The sequence below is a fragment of the Candidatus Pelagisphaera phototrophica genome, assembly GCF_014529625.1.
Classification (GTDB): domain Bacteria; phylum Verrucomicrobiota; class Verrucomicrobiia; order Opitutales; family Opitutaceae; genus Pelagisphaera; species Pelagisphaera phototrophica.
Map to the genome: position 1 here is coordinate 2,854,979 of NZ_CP076039.1, position 15,551 is coordinate 2,870,529.

10 protein-coding genes are annotated in these 15,551 nt (G+C 49.5%); 7 read left to right on the forward strand and 3 right to left on the reverse strand.

Translation table 11 applies throughout. From position 1 onward, the window contains the following. Positions 1-486: 486 nt before the first annotated feature. A complete protein-coding gene (tatC, locus tag GA004_RS12315; protein WP_283394167.1) occupies positions 487-1,545 on the reverse strand; it encodes a twin-arginine translocase subunit TatC in 1,059 nt (352 codons plus the stop codon). Positions 1,546-1,566: 21 nt separating this feature from the next. On the opposite strand from tatC, the gene GA004_RS12320 reads away from it, so the two are divergent. From GA004_RS12320 to GA004_RS12345, 6 genes are all read left to right on the forward strand, one after another. Then, the gene (locus GA004_RS12320; protein ID WP_283394168.1) at positions 1,567-1,701 is read left to right on the forward strand and encodes a hypothetical protein; all 135 of its coding nucleotides are present in this window, start codon (positions 1,567-1,569) and stop codon (positions 1,699-1,701) included. Positions 1,702-1,854: 153 nt separating this feature from the next. After that, positions 1,855-4,614: a pyruvate, phosphate dikinase gene (ppdK, locus tag GA004_RS12325; RefSeq protein WP_283394169.1), complete on the forward strand. Its 2,760-nt coding sequence runs from the start codon at positions 1,855-1,857 to the stop codon at positions 4,612-4,614. A gap of 176 nt (positions 4,615-4,790) precedes the next feature. Next, a complete protein-coding gene (hflX, locus tag GA004_RS12330) occupies positions 4,791-6,071 on the forward strand; it encodes a GTPase HflX (RefSeq protein WP_283394170.1) in 1,281 nt (426 codons plus the stop codon). A 163-nt stretch (positions 6,072-6,234) separates the two neighbouring features. After that, complete coding sequence (locus tag GA004_RS12335; protein ID WP_283394171.1) at positions 6,235-7,647, forward strand: alkaline phosphatase PhoX; 1,413 nt, start codon at positions 6,235-6,237, stop codon at positions 7,645-7,647. Positions 7,648-7,812: 165 nt separating this feature from the next. Beyond that, positions 7,813-8,559 carry an SDR family NAD(P)-dependent oxidoreductase gene (locus GA004_RS12340; RefSeq protein WP_283394172.1) on the forward strand — a complete coding sequence of 249 codons (747 nt, stop codon included), beginning with the start codon at positions 7,813-7,815 and terminating at the stop codon, positions 8,557-8,559. A 156-nt stretch (positions 8,560-8,715) separates the two neighbouring features. After that, entirely contained in the window at positions 8,716-10,347 is a 1,632-nt protein-coding gene (locus tag GA004_RS12345; protein WP_283394173.1) for an ABC-F family ATP-binding cassette domain-containing protein, read from the forward strand. 153 nt (positions 10,348-10,500) lie between these two features. Here GA004_RS12345 and GA004_RS12350 read toward each other — a convergent pair whose 3' ends face one another. After that, positions 10,501-11,322: an MBL fold metallo-hydrolase gene (locus GA004_RS12350; protein WP_283394174.1), complete on the reverse strand. Its 822-nt coding sequence runs from the start codon at positions 11,320-11,322 to the stop codon at positions 10,501-10,503. Positions 11,323-11,522: 200 nt separating this feature from the next. Here GA004_RS12350 and GA004_RS12355 point away from each other — a divergent pair, with 200 nt between their 5' ends. Beyond that, positions 11,523-12,044: a GNAT family N-acetyltransferase gene (locus GA004_RS12355; protein WP_283394175.1), complete on the forward strand. Its 522-nt coding sequence runs from the start codon at positions 11,523-11,525 to the stop codon at positions 12,042-12,044. Positions 12,045-12,296: 252 nt separating this feature from the next. Here the strand turns inward: GA004_RS12355 and GA004_RS12360 are convergent, their stop codons facing one another. Next, positions 12,297-15,539, reverse strand: coding sequence for an efflux RND transporter permease subunit (locus GA004_RS12360; protein ID WP_283394176.1), 3,243 nt, complete (start codon positions 15,537-15,539; stop codon positions 12,297-12,299). Between the last annotated feature and the right edge of the window lie 12 nt (positions 15,540-15,551).

Here is a 15,551-nt window from a genome sequence, read left to right on the forward strand (position 1 = left end):
CGGGGGCCGCTGCGCCGCGCGTGCAGCTTGCCGCCAATTCGGGCTGCATCGCAGCACGTTCGCCTATTGGGCGAATCAGGCGGACGATTGGCTATCGAAGCTGAAGTTCGCCGAGTCTCCAATCTATATCCGGAAATTAAATACCCGAAAACAGCCGCCTGCTTAAGTGGGAGGGCTGGCTGGTGAAGGCCCCATGGTTCATGCAGCTGCGTCGCGAACTTAACCTAGCCGCTCCAGCGAAGAAGCCCACGCGAAGGCGTCGAGGCCCCACCCGACAAACCACACACGAAAGACTTTGTGCGGACGTTAGATTTGCAAGATACAGCTAATTCGTCGGGCGTTACGAGTTTTTCCAAGATAGCCTAACCGATAGACGCGAATACGGCGATAGGGAGAGATTCTCTCTTCACCAGTTTCTGGTATTTAATTTCTCCGCCTGCAATTTCCGCGAAACGAGGGGCTCCTTATTTATCGATAAGTACACGACTACTCATCCCGTTTCCGATCCTCATCGATATCGGACTCGTCGTCACTATCGCTGTCGTCTTCCGCATCTTGGTCCTCACTAACGAGATCGTTTTCAGAACCGTCGTCTTCCTCCGAAGATGTGCTTTCTACATGGTGAGGATCGCCGTCATGATCAGCGTCGTGGTCGTAGTCGTAATCCGAATGAGATTCATCACTGTTATCGTAACCTTGCGGATCCACTACTTCGTAGTCTGAGAATTCAGCCTTCTCCTTTTCATCCTCTTTCTTCTTTAAAAATACCGAAACCAAAATGGCGACCTCATACAGCACCCAAAGTGGAATGGCCAAAGCCAACTGAGTTATCGGTTCAGGCGGAGTCAATATTGCAGCAGTGATCACGATACTGAGCACGATGTATCGCCGATAGGTTCTTAACTGCTGCGGAGTGACTACTCCAACCGAAACCAAAACCACAATGGCCAACGGCATCTGAAAAGCGAGCCCCAGACCCAGTATCGTAAAAGTGAGAAACCCAAAATAGTTGCTAGTCGTCCAAAGAAGCTGAAACCCCAGCAAATTATTAAACCATATTACCGCCATAATCGTTCGCGGCAAAAGAAAAAAGTATCCAAATGTGCAGCCTAGCAGGAAGAGAATGAGAACAGCAAACGAACCTGGAACGAGGATTTTCTTCTCCCTAACCGTCAATGCCGGCGCAAGGAATCTGCCCGCGTAGTATATAATAACTGGAGACGCTACCATTAAACCAATAATAATGCCAATGAGAAGCATAGCCACGAATACACCGGTGACGTTCATAGTCGTCAGCCCAGCGAAAACCACCGCGCGCTCGGCTTCGGTCAAATGGGAATAATTGGATTCAAGCGGGGAGAGAAGAATATCCTTAACGTCCGTTATGAATATCATCGATGCAATAAAAGCCGCCACGAATACGACAAGCGGCTTGAGCAGGGTCCAGCGCAGCTCTTCCAAATGGTCCAGAAAGCCCATTTGCTTCGGATCGCCCGCCCACTTGGGTTCATCGTCTTCTTCTTCGTATGGTTCGATCTCGCTCATTCAAATTTTCAAATGGTCTAAATGAACAACGGAATCGCATCGAGCAACTTCAATTTGCGAAAGTCCGTGGATCGAGTTGCAGAGAGAGTTAAGAACGCCTTATATGCCGCTTCACTGAAATTTGGAACGGGAAATCGGGATTCGGGTAGCAACTAAGTTCTGATCCAATCATAAATCTCTTTACCAATGAGATCGCATCAATCCCATTGACAGACGGCTATCCGTCCTTATGAGGAATCTTTTTCCTAGAGGAAGCCGTCATTTTTCGGGGCCTCTTACACATCGCAAATCAACAATAGTTCATTCAGGATGCCATCCAAAAAAACTGCGAAAAAAGCAAAGAAGGTCGCGAGCAAACGCGCTCCAAAGGCCGCTAAATACGTTTACTCGTTCGGTAAGAAAACCGACGGTAACGCCAAAATGAAGAACTTGCTTGGCGGCAAGGGAGCCAATCTTGCGGAGATGGCCAGAATCGGTCTTCCGGTTCCAGGCGGCTTCACAATTACGACGGACGTCTGTGTAGAGTACTACAAAAACGGCCGCGTCTATCCTGCTGCCCTCAAGGGCCAGATCGCTACCGCGATCAAGATTTGCGAAAAGGAGAGCGGTAAGAAGTTCGGTGACCAGAAGAACCCTCTTCTGTTCTCCGTTCGCTCGGGCGCTCGCGAGTCCATGCCAGGCATGATGGACACAATCCTCAACCTTGGTCTTAACGACAAGACGGTAGAGGCTCTCAAGGTGAAGTCTGGTAATGGACGTTTCGCCTACGATTGCTACCGCCGTTTCGTTCAAATGTACGGAGACGTCGTAATGGGCGTTCAATCTCGCACGGAAAACGAGCCAGACCCCTTTGAGCACGCACTGCATTTAGTGAAGAAGGAAGTCGGCGTTACGATTGATTCCGACCTTACTGAAGAAAATAACAAGGAAGTCATCAAGCGTTTCCAGAAACTCATCAAGGATCGCACTGGCGGTGCATTTCCACAAGACGTTCAAAAGCAACTCGATGGGGCAGTCAGTGCGGTCTTCAATTCTTGGGAGAACGAAAGGGCCACTCTCTACCGCCAGAAATACGGTATCCCGGCAGAATGGGGAACCGCTGTTAACGTCCAGTTGATGGTGTTCGGTAACTTGGGCGACACTTCCGCAACCGGTGTTGCATTCACACGTGACCCTGCCAATGGCGAGAACGTGTTCTATGGTGAATATCTGATCAACGCTCAGGGTGAGGACGTGGTAGCTGGTGTTCGCACTCCATTCCCAATCGCCCAGCTCGCTGACGACATGCCTAAGTCTCACAAGGAGCTCAGCGTTGTCCGTAAGAAACTGGAAAAACACTTTGGCGACGTACAGGATTTCGAATTCACGATCGAAGACGGAAAGCTCTACATGCTGCAGACGCGTAACGGAAAGCGCACTGGTCTTGCCGCTGTACGCATCGCGGTCGAGATGACCAAGCAGAGGCTCATGACCCAGCAAACTGCGGTCACCAAGATCCCTGCGGACCAGATCTCGAGCTTGCTTGTTCCGATCTTTGACACGAACGCAATTAAGAAGGCCAAGTTGATGGCAACCGGTCTTCCCGCAGGCCCTGGCGCGGCTTCGGGCAAAATCGTCTTTAACGCGGCCGATGCGGAGAAAGAAGTCGCATTAGGCAACTCGGTTGTTCTTTGCCGTGAAGAGACTTCTCCAGAAGACCTGCGTGGCATGATCGCTTCAGACGGGATCCTCACTTCACGAGGAGGTGTTTCGTCTCACGCGGCTCTCGTTGCTCGCCAAATGGGCAAGGTTTGTATCTGTGGCGCTTCAGACATCCACATCGACTACGCTTCAGCCACTCTCACTGCAGGAAAGATCGTCCTCAAGGAAGGTGACTCTATTTCTATCGATGGCACCACTGGTGAAATTTTCGCCGGAAGCGTAGCAACCGCACCTTCAGAAGTCTCTCAGGTCCTAGCAGGCAAGATGAAGGCTGAGAAGAGCTACACCTTCCAGATGTTCAATCAGATAATGAAATGGTCTGACAAGTACCGTACTATGGGAGTTCGCACGAACGCTGATTCTCCGGAGCAGTCCAAGTCCGCGGTATCCATGGGAGCGGAAGGCATCGGCCTTTGCCGCACCGAACATATGTTCTTCGAAGGCGATCGTATATCCTACATGCGTGAGATGATACTCGCTCCTTCAGTAGCCGCTCGCAAAGCAGCCCTGAAGAAGCTGCTTCCTTTCCAACGCAAGGACTTCAACGGTCTCTTTAAAGCGATGGAAGGCCGCCCAGTCACTATTAGATTCCTGGATCCTCCATTGCATGAGTTCTTACCGCACGACGACGCGTCTCGTCGGGACTTGGCAGAGCACTTGGGAGTTTCTCCGGAAATAGTTAGCGATCGTGTTCGAGCGCTTCACGAAGAGAACCCAATGCTGGGACATCGTGGATGTCGCCTGGGGATTTCCTACCCGGAAATCACTGAAATGCAAGCTCGCGCCGTATTCGAAGCTGCCGCTCAGGTACTCAAGCTAAAGCGCAAAATCAAGGTGAAGCCAGAGATCATGATACCTCTGGTGGGTTTCAAGGATGAGCTCGACAACCAAGTGGCGATTGTTCACCGCGTCGCAGCTGAGGTTCAGAAAGCTAAGGGCGTAAAGATCGACTACCTCGTAGGCACAATGCTTGAAGTGCCTCGTGCTTGTGTAACTTCTGCAGAAATCGCGAAAACCGCACAGTTCTTCAGTTTTGGCACCAACGACCTGACTCAGACCACTTTGGGAATGAGTCGCGACGATGCAGGCAGCTTCCTCAGCAAGTACAAGGACCTCGATATCATTCCGCAGAATCCGTTTGCAACGCTCGACCAAGAAGGCGTTGGCTCATTGGTGAAGCAAGGTGTCGACGGTGGAAAATCCACAAACCCTGATATCAAATTAGGCATCTGTGGAGAGCATGGAGGCGACCCCGCATCTATCAAATTCTGCCACAACGCTGGCCTGTCCTATGTTAGCTGCTCGCCAAATCGCGTTCCAGTGGCGCGTCTCGCCGCCGCCCAAGCAGCGATTGAGGCCGAAGCGTAGAAGGCTTGCCAATTTCGCTAACCCTACTTTCAACCATTGCCCTGCTCCCACTATTGGGAGCAGGGCAATTTTTTCTCAACAGACAAACTAGCATTTTTGACAAATTCGTTTAGCTAGTAGGAAGATATTTCATAGACCCTTCAGACTCAAAATTACAGACTAACCCCCTCTCCTCTTTGTTCGACCTCGAAGAAAATAGAAAAAAAGTTCAGAGTGCCCTTCTTATCGGGATTCAACATCCCAAGATGACGCGTCAGGAATCTGAATACTTATTGGCCGAACTCGCGGAACTTACGCGAAATCTGGATATCCCCATAGTGGGCGAGATGATTATCAAGCTCCGCAAGCCCACGCCCGCTTTTCTCGTTGGGAAAGGGAAACTCGAAGAGATCATCAGCATCATTCAAGAGCAAAAAATAGACGTCATCATTTTCGATGAGGAACTCTCTCCTGCTCAGCAACGAAATTGGGAGCGTGAGTCCAAAATCGCTGTAATTGACCGCCAAGAGGTGATCATCGACATTTTTTCCGAAAGGGCTCAGACCAAAGAGGCTGTCCTTCAGGTAGCTCTTGCTCGCATGCAGTACTCTCTGCCACGCTTGACCAGAGCGTGGACTCACTTGAGTCGGCAACGAGGTGGCGGCACAGGTGCCAGAGGCCAAGGTGAAACCCAGCTAGAAGCGGACCGACGCATGATAAACGATCGTATTGCGATTACAAAAAAGGAGCTCAAAGAGGTTATCAAACACCGGCACGTACAACGATCCAAGCGCATCCGCCGTCCTGTCCCCACTATTTCAATAGTTGGATACACGAATGCTGGTAAATCTTCGCTTCTAAACAAGCTCACTCAGTCAGACGCTCTTGCAGAAGACAAATTATTCGCCACTCTCGATCCCACGACCCGTCGCCTCGATCTCGACAAAAGCCAACATGTGCTTTTGACTGATACCGTTGGATTTGTGAGACGTCTTCCTCACAGACTCGTCGATGCTTTTAAGGCGACTCTTGAAGAGGCCGTCGTCGCCGATCTGCTGATACACTTAGTCGATGTCTCGAATCCGGAATTCGAAAGTCACTTTGAGACAACTGAATCGGTATTAGCGGAAATTGGAGCCACCGAAAACCCAAGGCTCCTCGTTTTCAATAAAATCGACAATTTTGGGGACGAGGGAACCCTTAGCCGGATAAAGCTCCTTCATAAAGATGCTCTATACATTAGTGCCGCCACGGGAGAAGGACTTGAGGCTCTAAAAGAAGACATATCGACAGTCCTCAACGCAAAACTCGCCCCCTCCAGAATTGTCATACCGCACGATCGTTACGACATCATCTCAAAATTGCACTGCAGTGGAGGTATTCGCCACCAAGAAACCGAAGATGATGGTGTACATATCGAAGGTCTCTTCCCAGAAAGTGTTCAGGGTATCATCGCACCGTTTATCGTCTCGCAATAGCAATTTTCAAGCGGTCAGTGTCAGTCCGCAGATTGAAGATAAGCCACCTTTACAATATCGATTTTATTGGCGAAAGTTTTCAACAATATTGAAACAACTCCTTTTTCAATCGTAACACGTCCAAAAATCCACTTTAAACAAACAAGTCGCATTGAGCCCTATTATGAAAAAACCTAGCCGTCGCGAATTCCTAAAAAACTCACTTATAACTTCAGGATTCCTTGGATTGAGTGCCTGTTCACAAAATTACTCGACTGCTGTTTCCTCTGGCAAGCACGGTTCAACTGGTTTAGCCACTAAGGGCTACGGGCCCTTATTAAGCGATCCCAATGGTCGTCTCAAACTACCGAAGGGTTTTAGCTACAAAGTCATATCTGAGCGAGGGGCCCGAATGGACGACGGACAAATTGTACCCCCCGCGCACGACGGAATGGCTACGTTTCCCGGCCCCGATGGCCTCACCTTAATCGTACGCAATCACGAAGTCAGCCCTTCGCAGGAGGACAAGGTTGAATACTTGAAATCTAGTGAGTGGAAAGGCATAGGCGATTCCAAGCGGTATGACAGCGGCGCCAACGGCACTCATTGCACTGGCGGCACAACTACACTAGTATTTGATACGCGAACTCAGGAATTGAAACGCCATTATCTCTCCCTTACCGGAACCATCCGAAACTGCTCCGGTGGCGTAACTCCGTGGGGATCTTGGATCACGTGCGAAGAGGATGTCAATAGAGCCGATGACCGACTACAGAAGGACCATGGCTACAACTTCGAGGTGCCCGCCAATTATGAGATCGGCCTTACAGATCCAGTGCCACTCAAGGACATGGGAAGATTCAACCATGAAGCGGTCTCCGTAGATCCAGCCAGTGGTATCGTCTACCAAACCGAGGATCGTCCAGATGGCCTCATCTATCGCTTTATTCCCCATGTGAGAGGCCACCTGGCCAAAGGGGGTCGTCTTCAGGCGCTCGTCATCAGGGGGGCTCCCTCAAGCGATACACGGAATTGGGAAGAGATCGACCTCCCCAGTTTCCCCGTCAAACAGTCTATAGAGGTGGAATGGATCGACATCGACGACCCTACCGCACCCAATGACGACCTTCGCTACAAGGGATTCGAAAACGGGGCAGCTCGATTCGCTCGCGGTGAAGGAATGTTTTACGGAAATGGCGAAATCTACTTTGCCTGCACCAACGGCGGACCGAAAAAGTTTGGTCAGGTTTTCCGATACCGCCCCAGTGCGTTTGAAGGGATGAGTCAGGAGTCTGCGAATCCGGGTAAACTAGAACTTTTCATCGAAAGCCAAGATCTAGAACTGCTCAAGGCCTGTGACAATCTGACCGTAGCTCCGTGGGGGGACATTGTCATCTGTGAGGACGACAATGAAAGCAGCGCTATTGTTGGCATTACAACCGATGGGAAAATGTACAAGATCGGACACGTTCAGGTGGAGAGCGAAGTTGCCGGAGCTTGTTTTTCTCCGGACGGTACCACTCTATTCGTGAATATCCAGAATAGCCCTGGAGAGACGCTCGCCATCACAGGTCCTTGGCGAGATCGGATCGCATAGGTGGATTAGTATAGCTCCGACAGCGCTTCTGATAGCTCGGAGTGCGATGAGTCAGCAGAACTTGATAAAGTTAAGAGTCACACTAGTGAATGCTGGTGGGAGATAACAAACTTCACTTTTGCACTCACTCATGACCCATTAGCAATCAGTCTTCGATAAATTCTTATGGAACGAACCATTAAAGATCAGGTAGCCATCGTTACCGGCGGAGCTTCGGGAATCGGCTTGGCTACAGCCATTCGGCTATCCTCAGAAGGGGCTAAAGTAGCACTTTTTGACACTAATGAAGAAGGGCTTCAAAAGGCAAAAGCAACGCTCGTTGGTGAAGTGATTGCCCTGCAAACGGACATTAGCTCAGAAGAAAGTGTTCAAGCTGCCGTTTCTCAAGTTCTGGATACATTTGGGCAAATCGACATCGCGGTAAATGCCGCAGGAATCGTGGGACAAACCAATACGAAAATCATCGACATCCCGGTACCCGATTTCCAAAAGGTTTTCGAAGTCAATCTACTGGGCTCGTTCATCCTAGCCAAGACCCTGCTGCCTCACATGGTAGAGCGGAACTATGGCCGTATCCTACTAATTGCCTCGATCGCTGGGAAAGAGGGAAATGCGGGTATGGTATCCTATTCTACAACTAAAGCTGGCGTGATCGGATTAGTGAAGACGATCGGCAAGGAATACGCGAAAACCGGAATCACAATCAACTCTCTTGCTCCCGCTGTCATCAAGACTCCGATACACGATGACATTCCTCAGGAACAAATCGACTACATGACCTCTAAAATCCCTATGGGACGCTGCGGCACGCTTGACGAAATTGTATCTACAATACGCTTTATAGTATCACCAGAAAACAGTTACACGACCGGTTTTTGTTTCGATTTTTCAGGCGGAAGAGCGACTTACTGAAAGCGTAGCCCTGCTTCGAGGGGTCCCCTTCCACATCCGTGGGAGTGTTCCAGCCTCCGACTGGGAAGCCTATCCCAGCCTGCTCTTTGATCACTCTTCTTTACGCGGAATCCCACTTGACGCTCCTCATCCACCTCCTAAGGTGCCCTCCTTCCTATGATCAATATAATCGATGTCTCACTCCGTTACGGTGAAAAGGTTATCTACAACAAGATATCCACAACGATTGGTGCACGCGACCGAATCGGGCTAGTCGGGTCGAATGGATCTGGAAAATCCACTTTGATTAAGCTGCTTCTGAATGAGGCAGAGATTGATTCCGGAGAAGTAGAACGTCCCGGCTACGTCACCCTAGGATATCTTCCACAAGATGGTATCGAGCTGAAGGGGAAGACGCTCTACGGCGAAGTGTCTACCGCCTTCGAAGATGCGCTGGCCCTCCAGAAGAACATCGACGAAGCGGATGAGCAGATGATGGATATGGATACCTCATCCGAAGAGTACTACGATCTTCTCGATCAAATAGGTGCCTGGGAGCAAAAACTCGAGTCCCATGAACCTGAAAAAATGAAGTCAAAGATCGAAAAGACCCTCATGGGTCTCGGGTTCGCGAAATCCGACTTTGAACGCGACACCAGCGAGTTTTCGGGTGGCTGGCAAATGCGCATGGCGCTGGCAAAACTGCTGCTAAGAGAACCCTCCCTACTTCTACTCGACGAACCTACTAACCATTTGGACATCATTTCGCAACAATGGCTGGAGGATTACCTCACCCGCTACGACGGATCACTCATGGTCATTTCCCACGACCGAGCATTCCTCGATGTCGTTACCAATCGAACGATCCACCTTTCGATGGGAGCTCTCAAATCCTACAGCGGAAACTACTCCTTCTACATAAAGCAATCCGAAGCGGATCTGGAGGTCCTGCGAAAGAAGGTCAAGAACCAGCAAGCCGAGATCCAGCGCCAAAAGGACTTCATCAATCGCTTCAGAGGAAATGTCAAAAAGGCCTCACTCGTTCAAAGCCGAATGAAGGATCTCGAGAAGATGGAGATTATTAAAATACCTCCACAGGAGAAAAAAATCTATTTCAGATTTCCGCCCCCTCCACCAGCTAGCGCAAAAGTCATTGAACTTAAAAATATGTCTAAGTCCTATGGCGATCTACAGATCTTCAAGGGGCTCGACTTCTACATCGACAAAGGTGATCGGATCGCAGTCGTCGGAGTAAACGGCGCCGGAAAGTCAACCCTTGCTCGTATTCTAGCCGGTATCGAGCCCTTCCAGGAAGGAGAGCGGACTTTGGGAATCAATACGGTTCTATCCTACTTCGCCCAACAGCAGGCCGAAGAATTGGATCCAGATAAAACGGTTTTGGAAGAAGTCGAACAATCCTCGGCAGAAGCCAATCGCGAGGAATCCAATCCACGGGCTGTTCTAGGGGCACTCCTATTTCGAAAAGACGATGTATTCAAAAAAACCAGCGTGCTTTCCGGCGGTGAGCGAAATCGACTTGCCCTAGCGAAGATGCTTATGCGAGAAGCCAACACCATCATTCTTGACGAGCCAACCAATCACTTGGATATTAAAAGTAAAGCGATTCTTCAAGACGCTGTTAAAGCGTTTGATGGCACGGTGATACTGGTCAGTCACGACCGTGATTTCCTCGATCCGATCGTCAATAAAGTTCTAGAAGTTAGCAAAACCGGCACACGAATGCTCACCTGCAACGTGAGCGAATACTTGGACCGGATCAGGAAAGAAGAGAAAGCGATGAAAGCTTAACGAACGTGATATCGATCCACTCGAACCACCCTGCTCCCGTGGCAACAGCCTCCGCTCTCTGAGCTTCGCCCGTCATGAGACCACAGGGAATATTCTCGCAGATTCAAAGTAGCGGAGAATTAATTCGTAGAGGAGGGCCCAACGAATGGGAGGCTAGCCAACCCGATAGAAACAATTCATTTTCTTCTCCTGGCCCACCGTTGTTAGGGGACCATGTCCCGAGGCGATAACCGTATCATCCGGCAATGAGAGAATCTTCTTCAATCCAGCGAGACCCTGCTCGTAAGAAACATTTGCGCCACCCATGGAGCCCGCGAATATGGCATCTCCCACAAGTGCAACGGTTCGACTCAAACCTGTAACCACAAAGGTTGCCCCGCCATCCGTATGCCCTGGTGTATTGAACATTTCAACACTAAGAGAACCGATTCTGGCTACGTATCCTTCGTCGATCTTCTCCGCAGCAAAGGGAACTTCTGGCTCGAGTTGACTGATTACCGCGCTCGCTTCCGTCTTTTCCAATATCAAATCAGCTCCCTCAATGTGATCACCGTGCGAATGGGTTACGAAAAGCGTTTTTAGCGTCAGTCCTCTTTTGGACAGTGATTCCAGAATAGGCTTGGGATCCGTCCCCGTATCGAACGCGATCGCCTCCCTGGCGGCTGGATCCCATATCAGGTAGGCATTCACGTGCATATCGTAAAAAGGTGTCGCAATGAGCTCGAATCCTTCAATGGCTTTCGGTTCCTCTGGGTACCATTCGTTTCTCCCAATTGCCAATAAGGCTTTCACATTGAGTCCCAAAGCCTGTCCCAATATCGCAACATCGCTCGGGTCAAACTCCCCACGACGCGCCTTTCGAATACTCTCTTCTGACAACCCTGTCTTCTCCGCTAGAACTTCCGTGGAAATCCCCTGACCCTTCTGAGCCTTTCCTAACACGTCATTGACATCATCCTCAACTGGCAGTTTCATAACCCCATGGCTTTCGGATTCTTGCTGATGAGGCGACAATATTCGATAATTCCTTCTCCAAAAAATTTGAATTTACCCTTTGCGATGAAGAGTCCGGCTCCTTGTGAAAATTGCCACAAAAGCATACGAATGTATGTTCCGGTTGGGTAATAACTTGCCAGTGGCAAAAAGAAGACATTCCTTTCAGCAGACTCACCACTATGAATCTGATAGAAATCCGTCTTCTCAATCCCGACGAACTTGAAAAGATCTACCAGATCGATCGATCCGAAGAGATTGAGCACCGCTACCGCTACATCGACGGCGAGCTAAAAGCGTTCGACGAAAGTGCCTCGGTGCCCCACGATCCCAATTACTGGGATACCTATTACGACACATGGAAAGCAGCCCTTCAATTAGGAGCGGAAGTATTTGGGGCCTTCGACGAGGAACAACTGTCGGGAATCGTAATTTTAAATCCAAATCTCGAACCAGGAACGGAACAACTTCTCGCGTTGTACGTAGACTCGAATCACCGCATGAGCGGGATCGCAAAGTCGCTCTACGTGAAAGCGGAAGACGCCGCCAGAACCAGGAAATCGAAAACCCTCTACGTCTGTGCTACCCCTACCGACTCATCTGTTAATTTCTACCTCAGCCAGGGTTTCGAACCCACCGCTACCCCAAATGCAGGACTCTTCGAGAAACATCCCGAGGATATCCATATGACCAAAAACCTATAGTTGTTCACTCAGCGGAATCTTAGCTCTACTTTTTATTCAGCAAGGGGCAGGAGCAGGGGCCTCGTAACGATCGTTCGAAATACAACAAAGTAGACTTGGAAAGTGTCTCAGCGTTGTTTTTTCCAGATGTATCTGTCTCTCGGCCTACAAGGGAAATCAATGAGCCTTTAAGAGGTTCAGCAAACGTGCAGAGTTCACAAAAAAAAACGCCGCTCAGAAAAGCGGCGTTCTAAAAAGCCCTACCTCGTCTTTTCAATCGTTGCTCGCTTCAACCGCGACGTAATCCCTCTCAGCCTGGTGCCGATCGAGGGGCTTGTTGTAAAGATTACAATAGGCGACTCTAATATCATCAAAGATTAATGTAATTGTCGGAACCAACAATAGCGTAATTGTGGTACCAAACGCAATTCCCCAGCCAAGGGAAACGGCCATAGGTATTAAGAATGCGGACTGCGAGCTGGGATCAAACATCAGAGGAAGTAGACCAAAGAAGGTCGTCAAAGAGGTTAACAAGATCGGACGAAACCTTCTCACGCCTGCCAACCTAACCGCCTCGAGCACAGGCATGCCTCGCTTTATTTGCCGATTTATAAAATCCACCATCACGAGACTGTCGTTCACAATCACTCCCGACAACGCCATCATACCCAATAGGGAAAGCATGGATACAACAGACGTTGGGCTCCCCGCTCGACCGAATACATCGATAAGCAAAAAGTTCATTATAAAGTGCCCTAATAAGGCCCCAATTATCCCAAACGGAATCGCAGCCATGACAATAAATGGCTGGGTATAACTCCTAAACGGGATTGCCAACAACACATACACCGCCGACACAACTAAATAGATTCCCTTAATCAATTCCTTATTGTTGTTGGCCTGCTCCCTCGCGCGACCTTCCAGACTGACTGACATTCCAGGATACTTCGCTATCATCGGAGGAAGGACATTGTTCACAATATCAAATTCGATCGCATCCACATCTACACTTTCGGTGTCTGCATCTGCTTCCACGCGAATGATACGATTCCGATTAACCCTTCGAATCGAGGGCAAAGCTCGACCAGGAACAACTTGTGCGACCTCTTCAAAGGGAACCTCGGTACCATTCTGGGTCCGTATCATCATCGTTCTTAATGATGCCAAAGAGCGACGTTCCTCCCGAGGATATCGAACCATTACATTAACATCATCCCGCCCACGCTGTATCTTCTGGGCCTCCGACCCAAAAAAGGCTTGCCGTACCTGCGATGCCAATTGCTGGGCGGTCACGCCCAGATTCGAAGCAGCCGGTTTTAATTCGAGCTCCAATTCTTCCGTGGAACGCTCAAAAGAATCGGAAATATCATATAGTCCTTCGTAGCCCAATAGCACCTTCTGAAGCTCAACAGATACTTCTTTCAAATCATCGATACTCGGCCCCTCCAGTTGAATGGACATGGCACCCCCTCCCCCTCTCGCGAATGAGAAGGAAAAATTCTCCGCTTCCGGTATCGGTCCTACCCGGTCTCGTAAAGCCAAGGTAATATCTCGACTACCAATTTCAACCCCAGTATCTTCTGGCGGCAGCATTTCAACAACGACTTCACCAATCTCTTGTATGCCTGCCACACTTCTTCCACCCGGGCGACCACTACCAAACGGATTTCCACCGGCTGTTGCGAACACATCAGTAATAATTTCCACTCCGTGCTCTTCGTTAATCTCTTTTCGGTAAGCAAGTGTTTCCTTTTCAATGCGGTCGATGTATTTCTGAGTCGTTTCGAACGTCGTACCCGCCGGCATTTGCAACAAGACTAGAACGCGGTCGCGAGCAAGGCGCGGGAAGGAGCTATAGGCGAGATGGTCACCCGCAATCAAACCCACGAATACAATCAGTACCGCTACAAACAGCGCAACCGTGCCGTAACGAAACTTCAGACAGAATTCGAGAGCCGGCTTATAGAACTTCATGATGAGTTTCTCTAAACCCTCTGCAAAAAATCGCTGGAACTTCACGAACGGATTTCGTGAGCTTTCTTTTTTCCCCAGTCCCCTACAATGCTTGAGGTGGGCGGGCAATATCAACTTCGACTCGACCAAAGAAAAGAAAAGTACGGGAATAATTACTATCGGTATCTGCTTAAAAAAGTTGCCGCGCGTGCCCGTCATAACCGCAATCGGGTAGAAGGCAACCATCGTGGTAAGGACCCCAAATATGACGGGAATTGCCACTTCCTGTGTTCCCTTTATCGCAGCCGTCGTTGCATCGGCACCGCGCTGCATATGCTGATACACATTCTCACCCGTTACGATGGCGTCGTCGACGACGATACCTAATACAAGAATAAAAGCGAATAGCGTTATCAGGTTCAGCGAAACGCCCATGATAGGCAGGAGAAAAAATGCGCCTGAGAATGCGATTGGAATTCCTAGGGCCACCCAAAAGGCGAGCGTCGGCCTTAAGAAAAGAGACAAGATTATCAAAACCAGAAAATAACCCATTAAGGCACTCGTTCTAAGCGTATCCAAACGAGACTTGATGCGTGAGGAATCATCCTGCCAATATGAAAGACTAATACCATCAGGAAGCATTTCCCTCTTTTTTTCCACGAAGTCTCTTACAATGGCCCCAATATCGATTGCACTCTGGTCTCCTGTTCGAAAAACGTCTACTGCGATTGCGCGATCTCCGTTGAATCGAGACCGAATAGGCGTTTCGTCAAACCCGTCCTGTACAAGTGCGATGTCCGCTAGCGTGATACGTGTACCGTCGCTGGTAACAACTACAGGAATCTCGTCGAAGTCAGCTTGCGTGTAGGCTTGCTGCGAGGTCCGAAGCAGAATGTTTCCACCATCCGTTTTAATACTTCCTGCTGAAAGATCAACCGAGTGGTTCCGCACAGCACGAACGACCGTATCAAAACTAATTCCATATTCCCTCAAAGTCGCTTCCGGAACCTCAATTGCAATCTCGTAAGGACGCACCGCCTTCAACGTAGTTAAGGATATACCTTCTAGACTACCAATTTCGTCGCGGATGTTTTCACCCAACCCCTTCATTTCTCCCTCGCTCAGGTCGCCCGCAATAACGACGGTAATTACGCGTTCTTCAAAATTTCGGAGCGTGATTCTCGGGCGCTCCGCTTCGATGGGAAAGGTTCGGATCGTATCAACTCGGTTCTTCACCTCGTCCAAGGCCCGATTCATATCGTAATTGTCCGAAATCGTAAGCGACACAACCCCAGTGTTAGAGCTCGCTCTCGCATCCATTTCCTCCACTCCCTCCACATCGTAGAGGTTCTCCTCAAGACGAAGCACAATGCTTTCCTCGATCTCAGTTGGAGTAGAACCGCGGTATTGGACATCTACCGAAATCGTTCGCGATGGATAATCAGGGAACTCCTGAAGAATGATTTTATTAAGTCCCGAGTAGATCCCTGCCCCGACTATCGCCACCATCAAGATGTTGGCGGCTACTCCATTGCGGGTGAACCAGTCAATTAAACGATGCATTATGAATGTTGA

Bases quoted from the DNA above. Each gene is read 5' to 3' on its own strand.
- tatC (WP_283394167.1), bottom strand. From the start codon at position 1,545: ATGAGCGAGATCGAACCATACGAAGAAGAAGACGATGAACCCAAGTGG.
- GA004_RS12320 (WP_283394168.1), top strand. From the start codon at position 1,567: ATGAACAACGGAATCGCATCGAGCAACTTCAATTTGCGAAAGTCCGTG.
- ppdK (WP_283394169.1), top strand. From the start codon at position 1,855: ATGCCATCCAAAAAAACTGCGAAAAAAGCAAAGAAGGTCGCGAGCAAA.
- GA004_RS12335 (WP_283394171.1), top strand. From the start codon at position 6,235: ATGAAAAAACCTAGCCGTCGCGAATTCCTAAAAAACTCACTTATAACT.
- GA004_RS12340 (WP_283394172.1), top strand. From the start codon at position 7,813: ATGGAACGAACCATTAAAGATCAGGTAGCCATCGTTACCGGCGGAGCT.
- GA004_RS12345 (WP_283394173.1), top strand. From the start codon at position 8,716: ATGATCAATATAATCGATGTCTCACTCCGTTACGGTGAAAAGGTTATC.
- GA004_RS12350 (WP_283394174.1), bottom strand. From the start codon at position 11,322: ATGAAACTGCCAGTTGAGGATGATGTCAATGACGTGTTAGGAAAGGCT.
- GA004_RS12355 (WP_283394175.1), top strand. From the start codon at position 11,523: ATGAATCTGATAGAAATCCGTCTTCTCAATCCCGACGAACTTGAAAAG.
- GA004_RS12360 (WP_283394176.1), bottom strand. From the start codon at position 15,539: ATGCATCGTTTAATTGACTGGTTCACCCGCAATGGAGTAGCCGCCAAC.